This is a genomic window from Haloarcula sp. H-hyl2 (genome assembly GCF_056934385.1).
Window position 1 is genome coordinate 298,982 of the sequence record NZ_JBRIIJ010000002.1, and the last position, 21,415, is coordinate 320,396.

At 66.7% G+C, this 21,415-nt stretch carries 28 protein-coding genes; 12 read left to right on the forward strand and 16 right to left on the reverse strand.

Going from position 1 to position 21,415, the window contains the following annotated elements:
• Positions 1–23: 23 nt before the first annotated feature.
• Together Hhyl2_RS11235 and Hhyl2_RS11240 are read right to left on the reverse strand one after the other, a co-directional pair.
• Complete coding sequence (locus Hhyl2_RS11235) at positions 24–1,259, reverse strand: DUF2238 domain-containing protein (protein ID WP_483550863.1); 1,236 nt, start codon at positions 1,257–1,259, stop codon at positions 24–26.
• Between the two features lie 64 nt (positions 1,260–1,323).
• Complete coding sequence (locus tag Hhyl2_RS11240) at positions 1,324–1,626, reverse strand: cupin domain-containing protein (RefSeq protein ID WP_483550864.1); 303 nt, start codon at positions 1,624–1,626, stop codon at positions 1,324–1,326.
• An 82-nt stretch (positions 1,627–1,708) separates the two neighbouring features.
• Between Hhyl2_RS11240 and Hhyl2_RS11245 the strand changes: the two genes are divergently transcribed.
• Both Hhyl2_RS11245 and Hhyl2_RS11250 read left to right on the forward strand, forming a co-directional pair.
• The gene (locus Hhyl2_RS11245; RefSeq protein ID WP_483550865.1) at positions 1,709–2,239 is read left to right on the forward strand and encodes a hypothetical protein; all 531 of its coding nucleotides are present in this window, start codon (positions 1,709–1,711) and stop codon (positions 2,237–2,239) included.
• Positions 2,240–2,309: 70 nt separating this feature from the next.
• Positions 2,310–2,468, forward strand: coding sequence for a ribbon-helix-helix protein, CopG family (locus tag Hhyl2_RS11250; protein ID WP_483550866.1), 159 nt, complete (start codon positions 2,310–2,312; stop codon positions 2,466–2,468).
• On the opposite strand, the gene Hhyl2_RS11255 is transcribed toward Hhyl2_RS11250, so the two are convergent.
• Both Hhyl2_RS11255 and Hhyl2_RS11260 read right to left on the reverse strand, forming a co-directional pair.
• Positions 2,465–2,611 (reverse strand): hypothetical protein, encoded by a 147-nt coding sequence (locus tag Hhyl2_RS11255; protein WP_483552045.1) that lies wholly within the window; start codon positions 2,609–2,611, stop codon positions 2,465–2,467. The genes Hhyl2_RS11250 and Hhyl2_RS11255 overlap by 4 nt on opposite strands.
• A gap of 104 nt (positions 2,612–2,715) precedes the next feature.
• Complete coding sequence (locus tag Hhyl2_RS11260; protein WP_483550867.1) at positions 2,716–3,591, reverse strand: lysostaphin resistance A-like protein; 876 nt, start codon at positions 3,589–3,591, stop codon at positions 2,716–2,718.
• A gap of 396 nt (positions 3,592–3,987) precedes the next feature.
• Between Hhyl2_RS11260 and Hhyl2_RS11265 the strand changes: the two genes are divergently transcribed.
• Positions 3,988–4,209 (forward strand): hypothetical protein, encoded by a 222-nt coding sequence (locus Hhyl2_RS11265; protein WP_483550868.1) that lies wholly within the window; start codon positions 3,988–3,990, stop codon positions 4,207–4,209.
• 40 nt (positions 4,210–4,249) lie between these two features.
• Here Hhyl2_RS11265 and Hhyl2_RS11270 read toward each other — a convergent pair whose 3' ends face one another.
• From Hhyl2_RS11270 to Hhyl2_RS11295, 6 genes are all read right to left on the reverse strand, one after another.
• Positions 4,250–4,414: a hypothetical protein gene (locus Hhyl2_RS11270; protein WP_483550869.1), complete on the reverse strand. Its 165-nt coding sequence runs from the start codon at positions 4,412–4,414 to the stop codon at positions 4,250–4,252.
• Between the two features lie 271 nt (positions 4,415–4,685).
• Positions 4,686–5,918: an MBL fold metallo-hydrolase gene (locus Hhyl2_RS11275; protein WP_483550870.1), complete on the reverse strand. Its 1,233-nt coding sequence runs from the start codon at positions 5,916–5,918 to the stop codon at positions 4,686–4,688.
• A 43-nt stretch (positions 5,919–5,961) separates the two neighbouring features.
• Complete coding sequence (locus Hhyl2_RS11280) at positions 5,962–7,911, reverse strand: PAS domain S-box protein (RefSeq protein ID WP_483550871.1); 1,950 nt, start codon at positions 7,909–7,911, stop codon at positions 5,962–5,964.
• Positions 7,912–8,009: 98 nt separating this feature from the next.
• Positions 8,010–8,672 (reverse strand): SOUL family heme-binding protein, encoded by a 663-nt coding sequence (locus tag Hhyl2_RS11285; RefSeq protein ID WP_483550872.1) that lies wholly within the window; start codon positions 8,670–8,672, stop codon positions 8,010–8,012.
• A 477-nt stretch (positions 8,673–9,149) separates the two neighbouring features.
• Complete coding sequence (locus tag Hhyl2_RS11290; RefSeq protein ID WP_483550873.1) at positions 9,150–9,434, reverse strand: WNWW family protein; 285 nt, start codon at positions 9,432–9,434, stop codon at positions 9,150–9,152.
• A 105-nt stretch (positions 9,435–9,539) separates the two neighbouring features.
• On the reverse strand, positions 9,540–10,397 hold the full coding sequence (locus tag Hhyl2_RS11295; protein WP_483550874.1) for a sulfurtransferase: 858 nt from the start codon (positions 10,395–10,397) through the stop codon (positions 9,540–9,542).
• A 273-nt stretch (positions 10,398–10,670) separates the two neighbouring features.
• On the opposite strand from Hhyl2_RS11295, the gene Hhyl2_RS11300 reads away from it, so the two are divergent.
• Complete coding sequence (locus Hhyl2_RS11300; RefSeq protein WP_483550875.1) at positions 10,671–11,459, forward strand: sulfurtransferase; 789 nt, start codon at positions 10,671–10,673, stop codon at positions 11,457–11,459.
• Here the strand turns inward: Hhyl2_RS11300 and Hhyl2_RS11305 are convergent, their stop codons facing one another.
• Both Hhyl2_RS11305 and Hhyl2_RS11310 read right to left on the reverse strand, forming a co-directional pair.
• The gene (locus tag Hhyl2_RS11305; RefSeq protein ID WP_483550876.1) at positions 11,460–12,464 is read right to left on the reverse strand and encodes an AI-2E family transporter; all 1,005 of its coding nucleotides are present in this window, start codon (positions 12,462–12,464) and stop codon (positions 11,460–11,462) included.
• Between the two features lie 40 nt (positions 12,465–12,504).
• Positions 12,505–13,182 carry a class I SAM-dependent methyltransferase gene (locus tag Hhyl2_RS11310; protein ID WP_483550877.1) on the reverse strand — a complete coding sequence of 226 codons (678 nt, stop codon included), beginning with the start codon at positions 13,180–13,182 and terminating at the stop codon, positions 12,505–12,507.
• A 115-nt stretch (positions 13,183–13,297) separates the two neighbouring features.
• Between Hhyl2_RS11310 and Hhyl2_RS11315 the strand changes: the two genes are divergently transcribed.
• The 3 genes from Hhyl2_RS11315 (at position 13,298) to Hhyl2_RS11325 (ending at position 14,595) form a co-directional block, all read left to right on the forward strand.
• Positions 13,298–13,738: a DUF2391 family protein gene (locus Hhyl2_RS11315; RefSeq protein ID WP_483550878.1), complete on the forward strand. Its 441-nt coding sequence runs from the start codon at positions 13,298–13,300 to the stop codon at positions 13,736–13,738.
• A 51-nt stretch (positions 13,739–13,789) separates the two neighbouring features.
• A complete protein-coding gene (locus Hhyl2_RS11320) occupies positions 13,790–14,368 on the forward strand; it encodes a DUF7090 family protein (protein ID WP_483550879.1) in 579 nt (192 codons plus the stop codon).
• Between the two features lie 68 nt (positions 14,369–14,436).
• Positions 14,437–14,595 (forward strand): DUF7563 family protein, encoded by a 159-nt coding sequence (locus Hhyl2_RS11325; RefSeq protein WP_419181080.1) that lies wholly within the window; start codon positions 14,437–14,439, stop codon positions 14,593–14,595.
• Positions 14,596–14,654: 59 nt separating this feature from the next.
• Here the strand turns inward: Hhyl2_RS11325 and Hhyl2_RS11330 are convergent, their stop codons facing one another.
• A complete protein-coding gene (locus Hhyl2_RS11330; protein ID WP_483550880.1) occupies positions 14,655–14,837 on the reverse strand; it encodes a hypothetical protein in 183 nt (60 codons plus the stop codon).
• Between the two features lie 58 nt (positions 14,838–14,895).
• On the opposite strand from Hhyl2_RS11330, the gene rpiA reads away from it, so the two are divergent.
• Complete coding sequence (gene rpiA / locus Hhyl2_RS11335) at positions 14,896–15,576, forward strand: ribose-5-phosphate isomerase RpiA (protein WP_483550881.1); 681 nt, start codon at positions 14,896–14,898, stop codon at positions 15,574–15,576.
• A 44-nt stretch (positions 15,577–15,620) separates the two neighbouring features.
• Here the strand turns inward: rpiA and Hhyl2_RS11340 are convergent, their stop codons facing one another.
• Complete coding sequence (locus tag Hhyl2_RS11340; protein ID WP_276179058.1) at positions 15,621–15,788, reverse strand: DUF1931 family protein; 168 nt, start codon at positions 15,786–15,788, stop codon at positions 15,621–15,623.
• 280 nt (positions 15,789–16,068) lie between these two features.
• On the opposite strand from Hhyl2_RS11340, the gene larB reads away from it, so the two are divergent.
• The 3 genes from larB to Hhyl2_RS11355 all read left to right on the forward strand — a co-directional run bounded on the left by larB (position 16,069) and on the right by Hhyl2_RS11355 (position 17,367).
• The gene (gene larB, locus Hhyl2_RS11345; protein WP_483550882.1) at positions 16,069–16,830 is read left to right on the forward strand and encodes a nickel pincer cofactor biosynthesis protein LarB; all 762 of its coding nucleotides are present in this window, start codon (positions 16,069–16,071) and stop codon (positions 16,828–16,830) included.
• A 102-nt stretch (positions 16,831–16,932) separates the two neighbouring features.
• Positions 16,933–17,082 (forward strand): DUF7563 family protein, encoded by a 150-nt coding sequence (locus Hhyl2_RS11350; protein ID WP_324760068.1) that lies wholly within the window; start codon positions 16,933–16,935, stop codon positions 17,080–17,082.
• A 27-nt stretch (positions 17,083–17,109) separates the two neighbouring features.
• The gene (locus tag Hhyl2_RS11355; RefSeq protein ID WP_483550883.1) at positions 17,110–17,367 is read left to right on the forward strand and encodes a GIY-YIG nuclease family protein; all 258 of its coding nucleotides are present in this window, start codon (positions 17,110–17,112) and stop codon (positions 17,365–17,367) included.
• Here the strand turns inward: Hhyl2_RS11355 and Hhyl2_RS11360 are convergent.
• On the reverse strand, positions 17,364–18,110 hold the full coding sequence (locus Hhyl2_RS11360) for a TrmB family transcriptional regulator sugar-binding domain-containing protein (protein WP_483550884.1): 747 nt from the start codon (positions 18,108–18,110) through the stop codon (positions 17,364–17,366). The genes Hhyl2_RS11355 and Hhyl2_RS11360 overlap by 4 nt on opposite strands.
• 90 nt (positions 18,111–18,200) lie before the next feature.
• Entirely contained in the window at positions 18,201–19,733 is a 1,533-nt protein-coding gene (treF, locus tag Hhyl2_RS11365; RefSeq protein WP_483550885.1) for an alpha,alpha-trehalase TreF, read from the reverse strand.
• A gap of 195 nt (positions 19,734–19,928) precedes the next feature.
• On the opposite strand from treF, the gene Hhyl2_RS11370 reads away from it, so the two are divergent.
• The gene (locus tag Hhyl2_RS11370) at positions 19,929–21,386 is read left to right on the forward strand and encodes a methyl-accepting chemotaxis protein (protein WP_483550886.1); all 1,458 of its coding nucleotides are present in this window, start codon (positions 19,929–19,931) and stop codon (positions 21,384–21,386) included.
• Positions 21,387–21,415 lie beyond the last annotated feature (29 nt).

The window sequence follows — 21,415 nt, forward strand, 5'->3', positions numbered from 1 at the left end:
GCCTCGTCGCCGTACCTGCGTTTCTACTCGCCGCCCCTGACCAGCACGTCCACACTGCCGACCAGCCGATCCGCCACGCCCTCGAAGTGGGCGCTGGCCCAGAGGGCCACGAGGACGGCCCCGAGCGTGTTGAACACGAGGTCGTTGACGATATCCGTGGTCCCGTACTGGGCGAGGACCGCCTCGCCACCGAGCAGCGACGCGGCGCCGCCGCTCGTGAACTCCAGGATCTCCCAGCCGACCCCGACCGCCAGGACGAACAGGACGACGAAGACGGCCCGGAACTCCGCGGTGAAGGTGACGGCACGGGTATGACCCTCGACGCTGCGGGCCAGCGCGTAGCCGACGCCGGCGACGATACTGGCCGACAGCGCGTGGGCCAGACTGTCGTACCAGCCCACCGCCTCGTAGAGGCCGAACGCGCCGACGGCATGTAACGTCGCCGCCAGCGTGATCCACAGCACCAGGCCGGTGTCCATCGCGTAGTCGTACTCCCGGCGGAAGACGGCCGGGAGGAACGTGATCGCCAGCGGACCCGCGCTGTTGACGACGAGCGTCGTCTCGCCGCGGAGCACGGCGACCGCGGCGATGCCAGCCAGCAACAGTTGCAGCGCCCTGACGACGGTCGTGTGGTGGCTCGACTCGCCGGGGAGATCCCGACCGCTGTCGGCGGCGTCGATGCTCTCTCCGGCAGCGTCCCTGAGGCGGTCGATGCGATCCGAGACGTGGAAGTAGAGGTCCAGCACGAGTCCCGCACCGATCCCGACGGCGGTGGCCACGACCAGATCCCACATCAGTTCGGTCTTGCCGGCGACGAAGGCCGTCCCGACGAGCGTGTCGGCGGCCCAGGCGCCGACCGCCCACGCGCCCGCGGCGGCCATCGTCGTCAGGACGACGAAGACGGCCGCGAACCGCGGCGTCATCGACAGCGAGGTGAAGGCGTCCAGCACGACGGCGACCAGCAGCGCGAGGCCGGCCGCCGCGACGAACGGCGTCGCCTGCGGGAGCGCACCGGCCGCCCGTACAGCAACCGGCAGCGTGACGAGGGCCAGCAGTTCGGCCGGCACTGTGACGGCCGGATCGCGGGTGGCGACCGGGACGACGAGCGCGACGGCGACCAGGAGGGCAGTAAAGACCGCCCAGTCCGGTTCGCCGCGTCCGAGGAACTGTCCGCCCGCGCCGACGAGGACGAGGGTGAGCGCCCACGCGGCGACCGCGTCGTACCGATGGGGCGCCAGCAGCGACCGGAGTGCTACCATCGCCGGGAGCCTTCCTGCTGGAGGCCCAAAACGGTGTCGTCGAGGGGGTGTCTACCGTGGATACTCACCGCGGCGGCGTGTAGACGTTCACCGTCTCCAGGGGCACCTCGCCGTCGTTCTCGATGCCGTGGCGCTCGCCGGCCTCGATCCGCAGCAGGTCGCCCGCGTCGATCCGCTGGTCGGTGCCGTCGACGGTGACGACGCCGCTGCCCGAGACGACGAACAGCCACTGGTCGCTCTCGGCGTGGTAGTTGTCCGGGCCGCCGACGGTCCGGCCGGGGTCGACCGTCATCTCGGCGGCCTGTGCCTCCTCGGTCTCCATGACGACCTCGAAGTACCGGTCGAAGTCGAGGTGTGTTCGTTCCATACCCGCGCTTGGCCGGGGCGCGAGGAAGGGGTTTCGGCGGCGAGCAGCAACGTTCAACGGGCAGCAGTCCCGACCGACAGCCATGGACCTGACCGAGTACGTCCGGTCGGCGCTGGCCGACTACGCCGACACGCAGGGGCTCGATCCGACGTGGCTCGACGAGGTGGGCGAGCGCTACCGCGAGCAGGGATATCTCACGCGCGAGCAGCTGTACGACGTCGCCTACGCGAGTTCGACCCGCAGCGCCTACCACGTCGAGGACAATCCCGAGGACCGGTGTCGCGAGGTGACCGCAAACGTCGTCGCGGTCGACGGTGACTTCTCGAAGATCCAGCTCGTCTCGGGCCTGCGTGGGTTCAAGGCCCCGACCGCCTCGGCGGTGCTGACCGCGCTCGATCCCGAGCGCCACGCGGTCGTCGACACGCGCGTGTGGGCCTCGCTTGACCGCCTGGGCTACCTCGACGGGCGCAAGGAGAGCTTCGACGCCGCTGACTACGTGACGATGATCGAGCCGATCCGTGAGATCGCCGCCGAGACCGGCTACCGGGTCGACGAGGTCGGCTACGCCCTGTTCGCCGCCGACGTCGAGGCCCGCGAGGGGACCCTGCATTGAGGTGTCACACCGGCGGCCGACGCCCGTCTGACGAGAGTATAAACCCGTCCGGCCCCTCCCATCGAACCCGATGAGCGAGGCGCACCTCGACCTGGAAGCGGTCGAACTCGAACTCGACGAGGAGTTGCTGGACGCGGTCGACGAGAAGGCCTTCAAGGACCACCGCGACAACCGCGACGCGGCGGTCAGGGACCTGCTCGACGAGTGGCTCAAAGAGCAGGACGGTTAGAGCGACACTGTCTCGCCCAGCGCCGGCGCGCTGGCGTCGTAGCCGTCCGCCCGGAGTTCCTCGGCGACGGCCCCACAGCGGTCGCCGTGGTTGACGAGTACCGGGGCGTCCCGATATAGTAGCCATTGAAAGTCAATGCACACCCGATCGCACGATGGCAGTGCGATCGGTGTGTAAATCGTTTCAATTGTTACTATAGGCGTCGAGAAAGGACAGGGGCTCGTCGCAAACTCGGGATGGGGACGGACTACCCCCCGGAGCGGGGCGCCGTCCCGAAGAACTGTCGCTGGCGGATGAGGAGCGCGACCACGGCGAGCGTCGGGATGCCGAGAGCCAGTCCGAGTAGCCCTTCGCCGCTGATCAGAATCACCTGCCCGGCGATGAACCCCTCGACGTTCGTATAGACGTTCCCGAGCACGAACGGGTTGAGAAGGTTCCACGTCAGGTGGAGTACCACTGGCGGGAGGACACTCCCGTCCGAGAGGTAATAGGCGTACGAGAACGGGAACGCGGCGACGGCCAGCACCGCCCCCATCTGGATGACCGCGGTCGTCACCGGGTCGCCGAGACCGGTCGCCTGTGCGCCGAAGTACAGCGCCGGGAAGTGATACAGCGCCCAGACGATACCCACGACGACGGTGGCCGCGATCGGGCCGACTCGCTCGGTGAGCGCTGGCAGGAGATACCCCCGCCAGCCCAGTTCCTCCCCGTAGGTGAGGACCCCCGCGAACAGCAAGAACACCGGGAAGAGGAACACTGGCCCGACGTAGCTGAATTCGCCGCCACCCGGGTTGTACGTCCCGAGTCCCGTCGAGAGCGCAACGACGGCAGCGAGCGCGATGAAGGCGACTGGAAAGCCGACCGCGAACGCCACCGACCTGGCCGTCGCCCCGCGGAGCGACCCGACGACCGTTCGCCGGACAGAATAGCCCTGGATCCGACGGAGAACGATGGCCATCAGCGCGGGCGCGAGCATGATCGGGACCGTCGTCACGCTCGAAACTGTCTCGACAATCGTCGCGGCAGCGACCCCGCCACTCACGGCGAGAGTGACGAGGGCGAACGCGACGAGATGCGCGACCGGCACGTCGCCGTCGACGCCAGACGCCCCCTCACTGGCCATTGTCCCGTCCGGGAATTGTCTTCCGTTCAGTGCCACCGGGGGCGCGGCGAGTCCGGGTGTCGTGGATCATCGACATCACCGTTCGTGTCAATTGAGTATCCGTACTGGATAAAACCATATGCTCGGTTGACACGGTCTCGACACTGCACGCGGCGGGCCAGGGTCGGAGCACTGGCTCTGGCGCTCCCGTTGTGAGCTCTGGCGGGCCGTCTTCAACCGCTGGCGACATCGACGCGCTGCTCGCAGCCGTTCCCCGACAGGGGAGGTTCGTCAGTGAACCGGTTTGGACTGCGCGTCGGCCGGCCACGCGAACGGCTCCGGGACCGGGTTCGGTGGCCGAGTCGCCGCCGAGTGCGTGCGACACAGAGTTATATTGGTCGACGACGAGAGAGTGCCATGGATTCCGATTCGCACGGCACCATCGCCCTCGGACTCGGGCTCGGGAACGCTCTCGGCGCCGGGACCGGGGTCGCTATCGGCGCCATCACTGGCGATCTTCCCTTCTGGCTCGGGCTCGGCATCGGCCTGGGGGCGAGTATGGGAACCGCAGTCGGTGTCGTCCGCGCCCGGGGCGGAACCACCGGTGAGACGACGGACCGCGGATCGCCCACGAAATGATAGTATCCGATTGGCACCCGACCCGGATCCGGATCCCGAGTCAGTCGTCCCCCTCGAACCGGAGATACGCCACGCCGATCGCGGCGTAGATCACGCCGAGCACCGCAAAGACGAGGTCGTCGTCGAGGCCGCCGAGAGCCGCCTGGAGGAGCCCGACGGCCACCATTGCGACCCCGATGAGTCGCCGTTGACGAACTGTGGCCATACTGACCGGCGCACACCCGGGCGTATTGAGGGTGGTGGTCCGTCGCGGCCGGGCTGGGCAGCGTCTCGACAGGAGACCGTCTGTGACTGCTCCCGACGACCTCGTCGAACCGTTCCGCAGGTGTGAACGCTCACTTCTCGACCGGTTCTGCGGGTCCCTCGCTCTACGGCAAGCGCCCCTGGCTCGAACGCTGCTCCGGACAGCCGCGGGTGTCACGCCGTCTTCGCTCCGACTGCTCGTCGATCGACTCGCCCGTGTCGCGTTCCCTGTTTCAACAGGGAATCACGTCGCCGAGGTCGGGAGCCTTCGCGTCGTAGCCGTCCGCCCGGAGTTCCTCGGCGAAGGCCCCACAGCGGTCGCCGTGGTTGACGAGTACCGGGGCGTCCCGGTAGGCGTCGAGAAAGGACAGGAGCCCCTCGCGGTCGGCGTGTGCCGAGAAGTCGTACTGCTCGACCTGGGCGCTGACGGGCATCACGCGCCCGTCAAGTTCGGCGCTGCCGGTCTCTAAGAGGTCCCGGCCAGGCGTCCCCTCGACCTGATAGCCCGTCATGGCGACCTTGTTGGTCGGGTGGTGCCGGATAGCCGGGACGTACGTCATCGCGGGGCCACCGGAGAGCATCCCCGACGTGGTGATGATGACCGTGTTCTGCTCGGCGATCCGTTCCCGCTGGCCGTCCCGCCCCGTGACGAAGCGGGCGCTCGACGTCGCGCCCCGGAGCGCGTCGGCGTCTCTGAGGAACTCGGGATGGCGTTTGAGTTGCTTGGTCACCCGCTGGCCCATCCCGTCGACGTAGCAGTCGATGTCGTGGGCGTTACAGACCAACATCGCCTCCTGCGTGCGCCCGATGGCGAACGCCGGGACGACGACGGTCCCGCCCTGCCAGACCGTCTGCTGGACGCTCTCGGCGAACCGCCGTTCGACGGTCTCACGGGAGTCGTGGGTCACGTCCGAGTACGTCGACTCGCAGACGACCACGTCCGCCTCCGGGCGAGCGGTCGACGGGGCGACGAGCCGTTGCTCGCCGGTGTGGAAGTCGCCCGAATAGAGCAGGCGGGTGTCTCCATCGTCGACCAGGACGTGTGCGCTCCCGGGGATGTGGCCCGCGTTGTAGAAGGTGATCTCGTAGCCGGCCGCCTCGAAGGGCTCGTCGTAGCCGTGGGTCACGGAGGCCTGGGTGAGTCGTCGGACGTCGGTGTCGGTGAACGGACAGCGCGGCGTCGAGCCGTGTAGCTTGAGCGTGTCCTCGGCCAGCGTCGTCGCCAGCTCGCGTGTCGGTGGCGTCCAGTGGACCGGCGGGAGGTCGCCACTCGACATCAGCGCGGGGACGGCGCCCGCGTGGTCCAGGTGGCCGTGGCTCACGACGACGGCGTCCGGATCGACGTCGCCGACGGGGTACTGCGGCGGAGACTCGCTGGCCATCCCGTAGTCGAGCAGCAAGCTGTCGTCCACGAGGACGGCACTCCGCCCGATCTCGTCGGCACCGCCGAGAAACTGGACCTCCATGGTCCCGGTGTAGCGGCCCCGCGGGTTTCCCTCCGTCGGTTCGTCACCGGAAGAGGACGGTCGGTCGCCGGGCCACCCCGTCGACGGTCTCGCCGTCCTCGATGGCCGGCAAGCGGAGCGTGGCGGTGGTCCCATCCCCACCCTGGATCTGGAAAGAGCCGCCGTAGCGGGTGACGGTCCAGTTGACGAGCCACAGCCCCAGTCCCTTGCCGTGCTGGAGGTCGGTCTCCTCGCCCGTCTCGACGACGCGTGCCTCCATCGCGGGGATCCCGGGACCGTCGTCGACGACCACGATCTCGATCCACTCGCCGTCGTCGCGGGCGGTGACCTCGACTGTCGTGTCGGCGGCCGGATCGTGTTCGAGGGCGTTGGTCACGAGTTCCTCGACCGCGCGTTCGAGTTCCTCGCCGGCACAGATGTCGCGGTCGGTGTCGATCGTGACGGTGACGGTCGCTTCGGGGTGGGCTTCACGGAGCGGCGTTGTGACCCGGTCCAGTATCTCGCCGAGGGAGAGACGAGCAGGATACCGATCCTGGCGCGCGTAGGTCTCCAGTTCGCGGGCCTTCTCGCTCAGGTCGATGAGGCGCTCGAGCGGGTTGCGGATCCCCGCCGCGACGTCGGTTCCCGGCGGTGGGTCGTCGATGAACTCCGCATAGCCCTGAATGACCGTCAGTTCGTTCCGGAGGTTGTGCCGGAGCACGCGGTTCAACAGCCCGACCAGCCGTTCGCTCCGTTTCCGGTCGGTGATATCCTGCTGGAACCCGAGGTAGTGGGTTATCTCCCCGTTTTCGTCCTCGATGGGCGTCACCGAGACCCGGTTCCAGAAGGGGGACCCGTCCTTGCGGTAGTTCAGTACCTCCTGGGTCACTGGCCGACCAGTAGCGACCCCCTCCCCGAGCCGTGCCGTGGCGTCCGCGTCGGTCTCGGGTCCCTGGAGGATGCGACAGTTCCGGCCGGTGATCTCTGCCTCGCTGTAGCCAGTCACCACCTCGAAGGCGTCGTTGGCGTAGATGATCGGGTTGTTCGGGTCGGCAGCGTCGGCGATGGTGATCGGGACCTCCGCTTCGTCCATCGCGCGGGTCCGGATACGGAGTTCGCGTTCACGCTCCCGGCGGGCGGTGATGTCACGGCCGACCCCCTGGACGGCCGTGATCTCGCCCTCGTCGGTGAGCGGCGTCGCGTTGACCTCGACGTAGACCTCGCTACCGTCCCGGTGTTCGAAGGCCAGTTCCAGTCCCTGGACCGACTCGCCGGCGAGCAGGTCGTCGAAGGCATCCAGCGCGTCGACGGCGGCCGCAGGGGTCAGATGCTCCGAGAACGCGTCACCGACGAGGTCGTCGGGGTCGTACCCGAGGACCCGCTGGGCCGCCTCGGAGACGTAGGTGAACCGACTCTCCCGGTCGACACGGAAGATGACGTCGAAGCTGTTCTCGGCGATCCCCTCGAACCGGCGTTTCTCGGCGGTGAGTTCGGCCGTCTGTTCGGCGATCTCGCGTTCGTGGGCGCGGCGCTCGATGGCCCGGCCGACCAGCCTGGCGACGAGTTCGACGAACAGTTCGTCGGCCTCCGTGAACGGCTGCTCGCGCGGATCTTCGTCGGCGAAACAGATGGTCCCGTAGACCTCATCGTCGGCGACGACCTTGCTCCCGATGTACGAGCCGAGCCCGAACCGGTCGTACGCTGCGTCGGCGATCTCCGACGAGGCCGCGGCGTCCTGGATGCTCAGTTGCCCCTCCAGGTCGATAGTCCGCCGACAGTAGGCCTCCGCCAGCGGACACTCCGCACCCGGCTGGATCTGCTCGTGGCCACCGACGACGTGCTCGATATACTGTCTCTCGTCGACGATCTTCGTCATGAAGCCGACAGAGACGGCCATCCGGTCAGTTCCGGCCGCTAACGCGTCCGTAACAGCATCGCTAAATGGGCGGCGCCGATCCGCGAACGCCTCGTAGACCCGGTCACGGTACGCTTCGGTGGAGGTGGCGTCGGTCATGCTGGATGACAGCGGGTAGTATCGGCTTTCAGTCAGGGCTCCAGTAGTATGACTCTGTGGGAGAACGGTACTGTCGGTGGAACGGGGAGACAGCCTGCTCAGTCGGGCACGGTCGCCGGGTCGACAGTGACGGCGACTTCGTTGGTCCGCATGAACGGCGGCGTCCAGGGGTCGTTGTACTGTAGCAGGACTGGATCACCGCGCATCGTGACGCCCGCGTCGGAGAGCGTCCGCCGGAGCGTCGACCGGGCACGTTCGACGCGACTGTCGGTCGCGTACCAGGAGAAAGACGCGACAGCGACAGTCCGTGCCGGCTCGACGATCAGTCGGACGGCGTCGTCGGTCGGAACGGGCGCCGTCCCCGGCGTGTACTCCGCCGGGAGGTAGAACGCCATCGTCACACCCACACCGTTCCGGTCGGTCCGGACCGGCGTAGTCATCGAGACCGTCTCGCCGCTGCTGGGTCGTGGGGCGGGGGCCGTCTCCGCGCTGGTGACGACGGGCGCCGTCATCGCCACGTCCTCGTTCCGGGTGTTCGCACCGCTGATGTACTGGAACAGACGCCGGAACGCCGTTCCCGAGTCCGGTGCCGTGGTCTCGACCAGAACCGTCTCCGGGTACCGGCGAATCTCGACGCCGTCGACCGATGTGAGTCGCTCGTAGGGGACCGCGGCGGCCGTCCGGGCGGCGTAGAGCCCCCACCCGATCCAGAGGAGGAGCGCGACCAGGGTAGCGCCGAACGTCGAGCGGAGGCGCCCCATCAATCGGACACCACCGAGCGGACGCGGTAGTCGACGGGTCGGCGTCGCCGGAGGCGGGCAGTGGCAAGCAGTGGTCCGAGCATGGCTGCAGGCGGGACCGCCTCGATGTAAGTAACGATGCCCCTACTACGCGGCAGAACTGGCGACGGCTGCAGCCCATCGAGTAGTTTCACCGTACGGTATCGTGTGTCTAGCCAACACGACGGTTGTGCATCGGTACCATATTACCATAAACAATTATTATACTCCCCCGTCAACACTAGACTGTCATGGCGACACGCCAGCAGACACCGACGACCACGTATCACACGTGCAGCTGCGGTGAAGCGTTCGAGAGCACGGACGAGCTTCTCGAACACGCACGAGAGTCACACGGGCTCAGCGTATTCTGAGCCGGCTGGCGTCTGGCGCCGAATTTTTCCAGAACACACCCGGTGAGCGACCGCGTCGCTCGACGGCGGTACTCGGCCTCCCGAGTCACGACTCGGTTTCGATGTCAGGGCGGACGCTGAAGCGCGCGTACCCACCGTGAGAGAGATCGAGCGCACCGAGCCACCAGTTCCATCGCTCGACCAGTGAGTAGCCCGCCGGGGCGTCGTCGAGGTTCCGGACGACGGTCTGGACGGTCAACTCCGCGTCGAAGTCGGAGTCGAACTGCTCCGCGTCGGCCATGTCTCTGGCCTGCCTGGAGACGACCGGGACGACCCGCTCGTCGGCGTCGAAGGCCTCCCGAAGCGCCCGTTCGAGTTCGGTGCGGTCCACGGACGGTAGTTGGGCTCAGCGGTCTTGAATCCACGGTCGGTTTCAGCCCGTCCGAGTCAGTCGTCGATCACACGACAAAAACAAAAGTCGCGGCGTTCGGTCCGCTCAGTTACTGCCTTTTTCTATAGGCGCACCGACCAGGTTGCCCCACTCGGTCCAGGAGCCATCGTAGTTGATGGCGTCGTCGTAGCCCAGCAGTTCGTGGAGCGCGAACCAGGCGACCGAGGAGCGCTCGCCGATGCGGCAGTAGGCGACGACGGTAGAGTCACCGTCGATACCCTCGGCGGCGTAGAGTTCCTCCAGCTCGTCGCGGCTCTTGAAGGTGCCGTCGTCGTTGGTCACGGCAGCCCACGAGATGTTGCGGGCACCGGGGACGTGGCCGCCACGCTGGGCGGTCTCCTGGAGTCCTGGCGGTGCGAGGATCTCGCCGGAGAACTCCTCGGGCGAGCGAACGTCGACGAGCGGCAGTTCGCGTTCGATGGCGTTCTCGACGTCCTCGCGGTAGGCACGGATGGACTCACGCGGGCCGGCGGCCTCGTAGTCGACGGCGTCGAACTCGGGCACCTCGTCGGTTACCTCGTAGTCGTTCTCGACCCAGTACTCGCGGCCGCCGTCGAGCAGCTTCACGTCGTCGTGGCCGTAGTACTTGAACTGCCAGTAGGTGTAGGCAGCGAACCAGTTGGAGTTGTCACCGTAGAGGACGACCGTCGAGTCCTCGGTGATGCCGGCCGAGCCCAGCAGGTCCTCGAAGTCCTCCTTCGAGAGGATGTCCCGCGTGGTCTGGTCCTGGAGGTCTGTCTCCCAGTTCCAGCCGATGGCACCGGGGATGTGGCTCTCGTCGTACAGTTCCGTGTCGACGTCGACCTCGACCAGTCGGTGGGCCGGATCGTCGCTCTGGAACTCGTCGAGGTGCTCGCTGACCCAGTCGGCCGAGACGAGCACGTCGTTGGCGTATTCAGTCATAATGCGTTGTATCGTTCGTCTACCACCCATATATTACCACGAGTGTCGGCATGTTCGACCACTCATCCCTCCCGTCGGCAGATGTTGCCGGTATCGTGGCGATCGATTGACACACCGGGACCGGGCTACCGCCGCGAACCGCGAGCAGGCGGCCGGATCGTGGTCGGCGTCGTGGCAGCCAGTAACACTGCCCGGGATGCGGCAACAGTTGCCTCGGCCTTCGACCGTCTTCGATGGGAGTTTTCAAGCCGTCGGAGGCGATAGCGCCAGATAATGACAGATATCGTCTCCGCGGAGTGGGTCAGCGACACCCTCGACACACTCCGGGTCGTGGACGTGCGGGATGCCTGGGAGTACGACGGCCTCGGCCACCTGCCGGGCGCGGTGAACATCCCGTTCGACGAGTTCCGGACGGACCAGGCCGACGACGGGGACGGGATGCTCCCCACGGAAGCGGCGTGGGAACGCCTCCTCTCGGAGGCCGGTATCGCGCCGGACGACGACGTCGTCGCGTACGACGACCACCACGGCGTCTTCGCCGCCCGCTTCCTCGTGACGGCGGAGTTGCTGGGCCACGCCCCCGAGCGACTCCACCTGCTCGACGGCGACTTCTCGGCCTGGCAACGCTCCTTCGAGACGTCCAGCGAGGCCCCGGCGGTCGAGCCGACCGACTACGCCGTCGACCCGCCGAGCGAGACGCCGCTGGTGGGGCCCGATGCGGTGGCGGCCGCCACCGACGACCCAGACGCCGTGGTCGTGGACACCCGCGACGAGAGCGAGTACACCGAGGGCCACATCCCGGGCGCCGTCCTGCTGGACTGGCGTGACCTCGTCGACGACGAGACGCGGGGCCTCCTCCCACACGACGAGGCACTCGACGTGCTCGCGGCTGCTGGTATCGTCCCCGAGAAACGGGTGGTGCTCTACTGCAACACCGCGCGGCGTATCAGCCACACCTACGTCGTCCTCCGGGAACTCGGATTCGACGAGATCGGCTTCTACGAGGGCAGCCTCACGGAGTGGGAGGCACAGGACCGCCCGCTGGCGACCGGCACCGAGTGATCACGAGAGCTGCTGTTGCTCGGTCGACCGGTCGTCGGTGACCAGGTGGATCACCTCGACGAGCAGCGCGACGATGACCGGCCCGGCGATAAAGCCCACGAGTCCCAGCGACAGCACGCCGCCAGTGAACCCGACGAAGTAGAGGCTCGCGGGCATCCCCGTCGTGTACTGGGCCAGTCGGGGCCGGATGACCGCGTCGGGCAGGAACCCCACGAGGACGAGCCCGAAGACGGTCACCAGTACGGCCCCGATAACATCCCCCGCGACGACGTCGGCAGCCGCAATCGCGATGACGACGACGCTCGGGCCGACGACGGGAACGAACTGCAGGATACCGGCGACGACGGCCAGCGCGAATGCGCTCTCGTACCCCAGCGCCGCAAACACCGCCCACGCCATCAGGAACGTGCCGAACGCGGTCGCCGCCTGCAGGACGTAGATGGCGTACAGGGTCGCCTGGAGCCGTCTGTGCAGGCGGTCGACGATGTCGTGATACTGGACGGGGATCAGCTCGTAGAGCTCGTGTTTCGGCGCCGCCGGCCGCCAGAGGAGCGCGTAGACGAGTATCGTAAACAGGACCGCTTTCAGCGCCAGGATCGGCATCAGCGTCGCGAGCGTGACTGTCAGTGCCTGAAGGGTCCCCCTGAGTGCCACCAGGAGTTCTGCGATCTCGATCGGCACCGCGAACTCGCCGAACCGGATCACGACCGTCTGGGGGAGCTGCCGGAGGAAGGCAAACAGGTCCCGACGGCGGACGTACAGGACAGCGACCAGCGGTACCGTGATCGCCGTCCCGGCCAGGAATGCCACGACCGTCGAGGCCGCCGCAGCGAGGCGCTTGGAGAGCCCGCGGTCGACGAGCCAGGCCGAGAACGGGTAGAGGACGTACGCGACCGTGATGGCGAAGAAGACCGTCGCCAGCACGCTCGACAGTAACCACGTCGCCAGCAGGATCGTCACAGCCAGCAGGCCGGCGAGCACGTAGGTTCGCTGTCGAGTGACCACGGCGAGCGTTCGGCGGCCGAGGGCAAAAGCGTTCCCGGCGCTAGCGCACGCCGACAGTGACTAAGGTCCCGTACTCGCGGTAGCGTTCGACCATCGCCTCGCGGGTCTCCCAGTCCTCCGTGGGGAACTCGCTGGCCGGCGGAATCTCGACTTCCCGGTCGGGGATGTTGTCCTGCACCGCGACGTCGAAGCCGGCCTCGCGGAACGCCTGGCGGTACTCACTGCGGTCCCAGCGGGTCATCGGAACGTCGATGAACGCCTGCCACTCGTGGGAGTGGACGTTCTCCTCGTAGTAGTTGACGGCGATGTGGATGGTCCCGCCGGGGCGGACGACGCGGGCGAGTTCCGACAGCGCCGCGTGGGGGTCGCTCGCGTAGTAGAACGCCTCCATCGAGAAGCAGTGGTCGATACTGTCGGTCTCGAAGGGCAGGTGCTCGAAGTCGCCGATCAGGTAGCCGACGCCCGGATCGTCGGTGTACTCGCTGGCGTTGTGGGCCATCGCCGGCGACGCGTCGATGCCGTAGGCCCGGCCGGCGTCTTTGGTCTCCCTGAGTGCGCGGCCGGCGTAGCCGCTGCCACAGCCCAGATCCAGGACCGTCTCGCCGGCCTCGACCGGCATCCGTGCCAGGACGTGTTTGGCCGTGTGCCAGTGGCGGTCCTCCATCCCTCGGTCCTTGCCGGCGGCCGCCCACTCGTCGAACTCGTCGCTGACGCTCATATCTCGACCACCGCCCCCGAGCCAAAAACCGGTTCCGCTTCGGGGAGCGCCGGCGGGACCGCGTCGACAGTCCGACCCAGTAGCGTTATCCGGCCCGACGGTCCAACAGGTGGGTATGGCACGGCGACGGCGCTATCGTATCGCAGACACCGCCCAGCAGGTCGTCGGGGGGTTCCTGCTGGCCGGGCCGTTCGTCGTCACCGAGGAGGTGTGGGTCCTGGCCGCGAACATGACCGTCTATCACGCCGCGGCCGTCGCCGCCGTGGTCTTCGCCATCGGCTACGGCGCGCTCTACAAGGCCGACGCCGGGCGCGACATCGAGAAGGAGGCCGAGGTGGCCGGCATCCCGATCCGGTTCGTCTCGTTGATGGTCGTCTCCTTTGGCTCGGTCGTCTGTCTCGCGCTCATGTTCACCGCCCCGGAGACGTTCCTCGTGAAAAACGAGATCCTCCCGAATCCGACGCCGATGCGGGTCGCGGTGACGACGCTGAAGGCGACGACCGTCGGCGCCATCTTCAGCGTCGTCGGCGCGGCGACCGCCGACAGCGTCTTCTGATCGGCCACAGACCCGCAGACTTAATGCGGGCCCGGCCGCTTTCACCGCCATATGGAGTACTCGTTGGCAATCGAGAACGCGCCGGACACCGTCCCGGGCGGCACCGGCATTCTCCTCTTGCACCCCAGCACCGGTGAGACGGACCGGCTCGACACCGAGTTCCTGTCGACGGACACCGACGCGATGTTGGTCATCTCGACGCGGACGACCGCACGCGAAGTCAAACAGAAACTGGAGTACTACGAGGTCGACGAGGAGGCGGCGACCATCCTCGATACACTGTCTGTCGAGCGGGGCTACACCCGCCGGCAGTCGGACAACGTCCGGTACGTCTCCGCACCGGACGACCTGGAAGGGATCGTCGAGGAGACCGAGCAGTTCCTCCAGAACCACGACGGGAAACTGCGGGTGAGCTTCGACTCGATCACCGAACTCATCTACTACGCCGACGAGGAGCGGGCCGTAGAAGCCGTCGGCGACCTGCTCGAACTGCTCGAGGAGTACGACGCCGTCGGGATGTTCCACCTCGCACAGGGCGTCCACGACGAGGAGACCGTCACGGCGTTCCGCGAGCAGTTCGACGGCGTCGTCGAACTCGCCGAGGACGGGACCGTCACGAGCGAGTTCTGAGCGCGCCGTATGTGAATTCTTACCAAAGCAACAACAATTAAGGGGGAATAGACCGTCCATCCGGCTGTATGCCGGAATGCCAGAACTGCGGTAATTTTGTTACAGCCGCCTACGCGCGGGTGTTTACACCGAATGGGGTCGAGAAGCCGCGAGTATGCCCGCAGTGTGAGGACAAGATCCGGGACGGCGCCGACGTTCGCGAGGCGCGGTCGACGCGGCGCGGATAGGGTCTGAAACTGGGGTCAACACTGTTTCTGTGGCCACGTGGCCACAACGCCGCCACTCGTCAGCGACAGCGCCCCGACGGTGACCACGTACAACTGGTCCCGGCCACCAGGTCCTCGGCGTCGATGTGGGCACGAAGACAGCCGTAGTTGCAGAACTGCGCCGTCGGATCGCCGCCCGGTGTCGCCGAGAGGTACACCGGGTCGTGGTCCGCGACGGGGCAGCCACAGAACGTACAGTCCATACGGGTCGTTCGGCCGCGGAGAACAAACGTTTTGGCCGCGACCCGCGACGCCGTAGACATGAAACAGGGCGGTTCCGACGCGGCGAAGCGTGCGGCCGGCGAGTCGGCAGCCGAGGCCGTCGAGGATGGCATGGTCGTGGGGCTGGGGACGGGGAGTACGGCGGCACACGCCATCCGGGCCATCGGCCGCTCGGTCGAAGCAGGGATGGACGTGACCGGCGTCCCGACGTCGTTCCAGTCACGCGAGCTGGCCCGCGAGTGTGGGGTCCCGCTGGCGGATCTGGACGAGGTCGACGTCGACCTGGCCATCGACGGCGCCGACGAGGTTGCCGGCGGCGACCTGATAAAGGGTGGCGGCGCGGCACACGCCAGAGAGAAGGTCGTCGACGCCAGTGCCGACCGCTTTCTCGTGGTGGCGGACCCGACAAAGGAAGCCGACATGCTCTCGGTCCCGGTGCCGGTCGAGGTGTTACCGGCCGCCCGGACGACCGTCGCCGAGACCGTCCGGGACGCCGACGGCGAGCCGACACTCCGGGCAGCCGAGCGCAAGGACGGTCCCGTGGTGACCGACAACGGGAACCTCGTGCTGGACTGTGCGTTCGGCACCATCGAAGATCCGGCCGCGCTGGCCCGTCGACTCGCAGATACGCCGGGCGTCGTCGAACACGGGTTGTTCGTCGGCATGGCCGACGCGGTCCACGTCGGCACCGAGGAGGGCGTCACCGTCCACGATCGATAGCAGTCGCTGGCCGATGGCGTCGAAAGAAAGAACGGGAGTCGACCTTACAGGTCGCGCGGCTGGACCGTCTTCCGGTCGTTGGCCTCGGCACGTCGGGCGGCGTCGGCGAGCAGTTCCTCGACCTCCTCGTCGAGTGCGTCGTAGAAGTCGGAGGCAACGTTCATATCGTCGAGCGATTCCTTCACGGCGGCTTTGACAATCAGGTCTGCCATACAGTCGGTCCTTCCGAAGGGGTCGCTTAAATACTTTCCCCAATTATCCCGCTCTGTCCGCTATTCGCAGGGGTCTGAGGCGATTTCGCGAGTCGCGCTACTTATAAATGATGGCCCCTGTGACCGAAGTATCAGAAAGAATTGCCCATAAATCCCGCATCGTCCGGGCTCGCGCGACAGACAACCGCTCCGGCCCGCTCGCGCGAGACAGGCACCAGTTCACTCGCGGGTCGGTCGACCGAACCGACGGATAGGAGTAGCCGCCACACCGACAGCCAGTATGCGCGAACTACTCGACGCGGTCGCGGCGGGCGAGCTGACACCCGCCGAGGCCGAGGCGGAACTCGCGGGCTACGCGACGAGCGGTGCCGGCCGGTTCGACGCCGCACGGACCTCCCGATCGGGCGTCCCCGAAGCGATTCTCGGCGACGGCAAGGAACGGGACGAGATCGCGGCGCTGGCCGAGACCGCCGTCGAGACGACCGGTCGTGCCATCGTCACCCGGATCGAGCCCGCCGACGCCGCGGCCGTGAGAACGGCGCTGACCGAGCCATACCCGGACGCGACGGTCCGCTGGGACGAGCGGTCGCGGTGGCTGGTCGCGACGAGGCCCGACTTCGAGCGGCCGTCGCTCGACGCGACTATCGGCGTCGTCACTGCCGGGACGTCCGATGCCGTACCAGCGGGCGAGGCAGCGATGATCGCCACGGAGATGGGCGCCGCTGTCACGCGGATCGACGACGTCGGAGTCGCCAGTATGGCCCGCACGATCGACGCCGTCGACCGCCTCCGAGAACAGGACGTTCTGATCGTCGCCGCCGGCCGTGAGGGTGCGCTCCCGACCGTCGTCGCGGGGCTGGTCGACGTGCCCGTCATCGGCCTGCCGGTCTCGACCGGCTACGGTCACGGCGGTGCCGGCGAGGCCGCGCTGCTGGGGATGCTCCAGTCCTGTACGGCGCTATCGGTCGTCAACGTCGACGCCGGTTTCACCGCCGGCGCGCAGGCGGGTCTCGTCGCCCGCCAACTCGACCGCGTCCAGTGATTCGGGGTGGCTGTGAGTGGCTACCAAACTAGTTGGGCACACCAGATTCATTGGGGGGAGACATACGGAGTACTGTCGGTGGTCGAACTGCCGACGAACACGATGACTGAATGTGACCACTGTGGCGCGCACGTCTCGGAACAGTTCGCCCGTGTGTTCGCTGACGAGCACGGACACATCAGGGCCTGCCCGAACTGCTCGGCGAACGCCGGCATCGCCGAGGTGTCGAGAGAGCGCGCCCGCCAAGTGTAAGGCCCGTCCGACCCCCTGTATCGACCGATGACTACCTCGCAGCGTGCCCACCACTACGCCTACGTTCTTCGCTGCAGTGACGGAACCTTCTACACCGGCTACACGACCGACGTCGAGCGTCGGGTCGCCGAACACGACGCCGGCGAGGGCGCGAAGTACACCCGCGGGCGGACGCCGGTCGAACTGGTCCACGTCGAATCGTTCGAGAGCCGGTCGGCCGCGATGAGCCGCGAGTACGAGATCAAGCAGCTCTCCCGGTCGGAGAAGGAACGGCTGGTCGACTAGTCGATGGGTTTCAGCGTGATGTTCTGTGCCTCGTAGTCCTCGGCGTAGGCGCCGACGCCGCCCATCGTCACCCGACCCTCGTCCTCGACGTGGCCGATGAGCCCCATCTCGCCGAAGAACGTGTTCGTGCTGGGGTGGATGAAGTTCTGGCGCGTCGAGACGATCTGGCCCTCCAGGGTCCCCCACGGGTCCTCGGGACTGGCCGGCGCCGGCCTGACCTCGCACTCGAAGCCGACCGTCTTGTCCTGCCGGAGGTACAGCGTCGACTGGACGGTCGCGTCCCGGAGGTTCCCACACTCCAGGGGAAGCGAGCGCGGATCCGAGACGTAATACTCCTCGCCCATCGCCCACTGCTGTGAGAGGAACTGCGGGAACCCGAGGTGATAGAGCATCTCGGTCTCGTACCGGAGGCCCACGTCCTCGGTGTCCTCGCCGTGGACGACCGGTGGCCGTGCGATAACACCCCGGTCCTGGTCGATGTGAGCGACCATGTTGATCGGGACGTCCCAGGTCCTGACCAGTGTCGCGAAACTGTCGTAATCGAACCGTGCTGCCTCCTCCTCGTCGGTGTAGAGACAGATGACGACGAACACCCCGTTCTGGTAGGCCGCTTCGAGCATCGGCTCGATGTCCTCCAGGAGTTCCGGGGGCAGTCCGATCATCACCTCGCCCGTCGCCGTCGGGATGATCTCGTCCAGGATCGCGACGAGTTCCTCGCGTGTGTTGAATTGCTCGAGTTTCATCGGTACTCCGGATAGTGTGAGGTACTCTCGTGTCGACAGATAAACGTGGTAGTTACTACCGTGACACTTCTTGGCGTGGTGTGTTCGTGTTCAGGCGTCATGCAGATACTCCTGGAGACCGAGCGTCACGCCGTTGGTCCAGCCGAACCCGGCCTGGGGCGTGTACTCCCCGACGTTGGCGGTCACCGTCGCGTCGACGACGTTGTACTTCTCCATCATGTACCCCTCCTCCTGGAAGACAGCGCGGTTGAGACGGAGCCACCGCTCTGTGATCGTCTCCGCCAGGTCGACGTGGCCGTAGCGGTCCAGCCCCTCGACGGCGAGCCAGATCAGCGGCGCCCACCCGGCCGGGTAGTCCCACTGCTGGCCGCTGTCGGTCAGCGTGGTCGCCAGGCCCCCCTCGAAGAGGAACTTCTCGCGGAGCGTCTCGGCGACGGCCGCTGCCTGCTCCTCGGAGGCCAGCCCCACGAACAGCGGGAGGACGCCGGCCAGCGTCCACTCCTCGCTGTGCTCGCCGTCGGTCCAGGCGTAGTCGAAGTAGTAGCCGGCGTCGTCGTCCCAGCAGTAGGTCTGGATGGCGACCTTCCGCTGGAGTGCGGCCTGTTCGTAGTGCTCGGCGTCGTCCGTCCGGTGTTCGGCCCGGCACCACTCGGCGAGGTTGGTCTCCATGTCGTAGAGCAGCGAGTTGAGGTCGACGGGAAGCAGTTCGGTCGTGCGGACCGAGGCCAGCGAGTCCCCGCCGTCGAACCAGCGGCTGCTGAAGTCCCACCCGGACTCGGCGGCCGCCCGGATGTCCCTGAACAGCCGCTTTCGCTCGCCAGGTGGGAGCTCCTCGGCAACCTCGATGTCCTCGCGGTACATCTCCGCACGCGGTCGGGGGAAGTCGTCCCAGTAGCGGTTCAACACCGCACCGTCGGGCAGGCTCACCACCCGGCGGTGGGTCGGTGCCATCGGCGTGACGTCCCGCTTGCCGTCCATCCAGAACTCGTACTCGGCCTCCAGCTGGGGCAGATACTCCAGGGCCGCGTTCGCACCGCGTTCCCGTTCGAGCAACTGGAGGAGCTGACAGAAGTACGGGGGCTGGGACCGGCTGAGGTAGTACACCCGGTTGCCGTTGGGAACGAATCCGAACTCGTCGATGAGGTAGGCGAAGTTGTCGATCATGTCCTCGACCATCGGGAGCATGTCCGAGCGCGCCAGCCCCTCCGCGGTGAAGTAGCTGTCCCAGTAGTAGATCTCGCGGAACCGCCCGCCGGGCTTGATGTACCGGTTGGGAAGCGTCACCAGCGTCGACAGCGTGTGCTGTTCCTCGAAGGGATCACTGGTGAGATGCTCCCAGAGCAACTGGATGTGCTCCTCCATCGAATCTGCGAGCGGTTGTTCCACCCCAGCAGTGACGTCTTCGGCGATGTCGAAGTGGGCCTCGATGAACGACTGGAGGTCGAAGGACTCGTTGCCCCGGATCTCCCGAAAGAGGTCGTTCAGCGCCTTCCGGTCGGCGTTCGGGATGCTGTCGACGAACGTCTTCGAGTCGTCGAAGATGCCCTGATGCTGGACCGCCCGGAACAGCTCACCCTGGAGCTGTGGGTACCGGTCGTAGTTCTCGATCGGTTTCAACGTCATAGCAGAGAGTATGCAACAGTGGAATAAAATCACCCACTACCATTATCACGATTGAGTATGATATTTTCTGCCGTCGGGGTGACGGGAGTAGTTTCGATACGCGATACTGTCGGTTGCCGGTACTGTCTCGCTCGCTAGTGGTTAAATCTGATAATCGTGCGTAGTATTATATGCGGTAACACGCAACATCGGATGATGGCTGGTAGCACTGGACAAGTACTGGTGGTGTGTCGACCCGACAACCGGGCAGACACGATCGAAACGATAGCGCCAGCGACGGAAGACGTCGGGGTGGAGACGGCGACAGACATCCCCGAGGCGAAGTCCGCCCTCGAACGTGAGGAGATCATCTGTACCGTGAGCTTCGTTGAGGTGCCCGACGAGAAGGGCAACGAGTGGGTCAGTGGGATCGAACTGTTCGAGTGGGTGAGCCGACGCGACGAGAACGTCCCCTACATCCTCATCTCCGAGACAGGGAACGAGGATATCGTCAAGGAAGCACTCGACGTTGGCGTCTCGAACCTGATCCGGCCCTGGCCCGGCGAGCGACCGAAGGAGAACCTCCGAGAGAACGTCGATCAGATCGTCAGTCGACGGCGCCTGTACGCGACCGTCGAGGCGGCGACGCAGGGCGATCTGGACGCACGGATCGACGCCGAGGACCTGCGGGGGGACTACCGCGAGATCGCGCTGCGGGTCAACCACATGATCGAGTCGATCCAGGCGGACGTCCAGCGGCGGGAGACCGTCGCTCAGGACGTCCAGACATCTGTCTCGGAACTGCGCACCCAGTCCGAAGAGGTCGCCGACGGCTCCGAACAGATCACCGAGACGACCCACTCGATGACCAACTCCATCGACCAGGTCGACAGCGAGGTCTCGAACCTCTCGGCGACCGTCGAGGAGATCGCCTCGACGGCCGATCACGTCTCCTCGACGAGCGACCGGGCGCTGGAAGCAGCCGAGACGGGCCACGACTCCGCGGAGGGTGCCATCGGCGCCATGGAGAATATCGACGACGCCGCAACGGAGGTCTCCAGCGACGTCGAGAACCTCCGCGAGCGGGTCGACGAGATCGACGAGGTCGTCGAACTGATCAACGAGATCGCCGACCAGACGAACATGCTGGCGCTGAACGCCAACATCGAGGCCGCCCGCGCCGGCGAGGCCGGCAGCGGCTTCGCCGTCGTCGCCAACGAGGTCAAGAACCTCGCCGAGGAGGCCCAATCACACGCCGAGACCATCGAAAAGAAGATCCAGGGCATCCAGCGCGACACGGCGACGACCGTCGAGAGCCTCGATCAGGTCAACGAGGAGATCGACACCGGCATCGACCGGGTCGGCGACACGATGGACGCCTTAGACGAGATGATCGAGACCGTCGAGGAAGCGACGCGTGGCATCGCCGAGGTCGCCGACGCCACCGACTCACAGGCCGCGAGCGCCGAGGAGGTCGCGGCGATGATGGACGAGGTCTCCGAACTGGCCAACGACGTCGCCCGCGAGATCGCCTCGGTGGCCGACGCCAACACCCAGCAGGTCGAGCAGATGCGCGAGATCGAGGAGTCGGTCAGCCGTCTCGTCGAGGACAGCGAGCAGGTCGAGCAGACGGCAGGGGCCGGACAGGCAGCAGGGACCGTCCTCGAAGACTAGCGACGGGAGCTTTTTGCCCACTGGGGGCG

Bases quoted from the DNA above. Each gene is read 5' to 3' on its own strand.
- Hhyl2_RS11235 (WP_483550863.1), bottom strand. From the start codon at position 1,259: ATGGTAGCACTCCGGTCGCTGCTGGCGCCCCATCGGTACGACGCGGTC.
- Hhyl2_RS11240 (WP_483550864.1), bottom strand. From the start codon at position 1,626: ATGGAACGAACACACCTCGACTTCGACCGGTACTTCGAGGTCGTCATG.
- Hhyl2_RS11245 (WP_483550865.1), top strand. From the start codon at position 1,709: ATGGACCTGACCGAGTACGTCCGGTCGGCGCTGGCCGACTACGCCGAC.
- Hhyl2_RS11250 (WP_483550866.1), top strand. From the start codon at position 2,310: ATGAGCGAGGCGCACCTCGACCTGGAAGCGGTCGAACTCGAACTCGAC.
- Hhyl2_RS11260 (WP_483550867.1), bottom strand. From the start codon at position 3,591: ATGGCCAGTGAGGGGGCGTCTGGCGTCGACGGCGACGTGCCGGTCGCG.
- Hhyl2_RS11265 (WP_483550868.1), top strand. From the start codon at position 3,988: ATGGATTCCGATTCGCACGGCACCATCGCCCTCGGACTCGGGCTCGGG.
- Hhyl2_RS11270 (WP_483550869.1), bottom strand. From the start codon at position 4,414: ATGGCCACAGTTCGTCAACGGCGACTCATCGGGGTCGCAATGGTGGCC.
- Hhyl2_RS11275 (WP_483550870.1), bottom strand. From the start codon at position 5,918: ATGGAGGTCCAGTTTCTCGGCGGTGCCGACGAGATCGGGCGGAGTGCC.
- Hhyl2_RS11280 (WP_483550871.1), bottom strand. From the start codon at position 7,911: ATGACCGACGCCACCTCCACCGAAGCGTACCGTGACCGGGTCTACGAG.
- Hhyl2_RS11285 (WP_483550872.1), bottom strand. From the start codon at position 8,672: ATGGGGCGCCTCCGCTCGACGTTCGGCGCTACCCTGGTCGCGCTCCTC.
- Hhyl2_RS11295 (WP_483550874.1), bottom strand. From the start codon at position 10,397: ATGACTGAATACGCCAACGACGTGCTCGTCTCGGCCGACTGGGTCAGC.
- Hhyl2_RS11300 (WP_483550875.1), top strand. From the start codon at position 10,671: ATGACAGATATCGTCTCCGCGGAGTGGGTCAGCGACACCCTCGACACA.
- Hhyl2_RS11310 (WP_483550877.1), bottom strand. From the start codon at position 13,182: ATGAGCGTCAGCGACGAGTTCGACGAGTGGGCGGCCGCCGGCAAGGAC.
- Hhyl2_RS11315 (WP_483550878.1), top strand. From the start codon at position 13,298: ATGGCACGGCGACGGCGCTATCGTATCGCAGACACCGCCCAGCAGGTC.
- Hhyl2_RS11320 (WP_483550879.1), top strand. From the start codon at position 13,790: ATGGAGTACTCGTTGGCAATCGAGAACGCGCCGGACACCGTCCCGGGC.
- Hhyl2_RS11325 (WP_419181080.1), top strand. From the start codon at position 14,437: ATGCCGGAATGCCAGAACTGCGGTAATTTTGTTACAGCCGCCTACGCG.
- Hhyl2_RS11330 (WP_483550880.1), bottom strand. From the start codon at position 14,837: ATGGACTGTACGTTCTGTGGCTGCCCCGTCGCGGACCACGACCCGGTG.
- rpiA (WP_483550881.1), top strand. From the start codon at position 14,896: ATGAAACAGGGCGGTTCCGACGCGGCGAAGCGTGCGGCCGGCGAGTCG.
- Hhyl2_RS11340 (WP_276179058.1), bottom strand. From the start codon at position 15,788: ATGGCAGACCTGATTGTCAAAGCCGCCGTGAAGGAATCGCTCGACGAT.
- larB (WP_483550882.1), top strand. From the start codon at position 16,069: ATGCGCGAACTACTCGACGCGGTCGCGGCGGGCGAGCTGACACCCGCC.
- Hhyl2_RS11350 (WP_324760068.1), top strand. From the start codon at position 16,933: ATGACTGAATGTGACCACTGTGGCGCGCACGTCTCGGAACAGTTCGCC.
- Hhyl2_RS11355 (WP_483550883.1), top strand. From the start codon at position 17,110: ATGACTACCTCGCAGCGTGCCCACCACTACGCCTACGTTCTTCGCTGC.
- Hhyl2_RS11360 (WP_483550884.1), bottom strand. From the start codon at position 18,110: ATGAAACTCGAGCAATTCAACACACGCGAGGAACTCGTCGCGATCCTG.
- treF (WP_483550885.1), bottom strand. From the start codon at position 19,733: ATGACGTTGAAACCGATCGAGAACTACGACCGGTACCCACAGCTCCAG.
- Hhyl2_RS11370 (WP_483550886.1), top strand. From the start codon at position 19,929: ATGGCTGGTAGCACTGGACAAGTACTGGTGGTGTGTCGACCCGACAAC.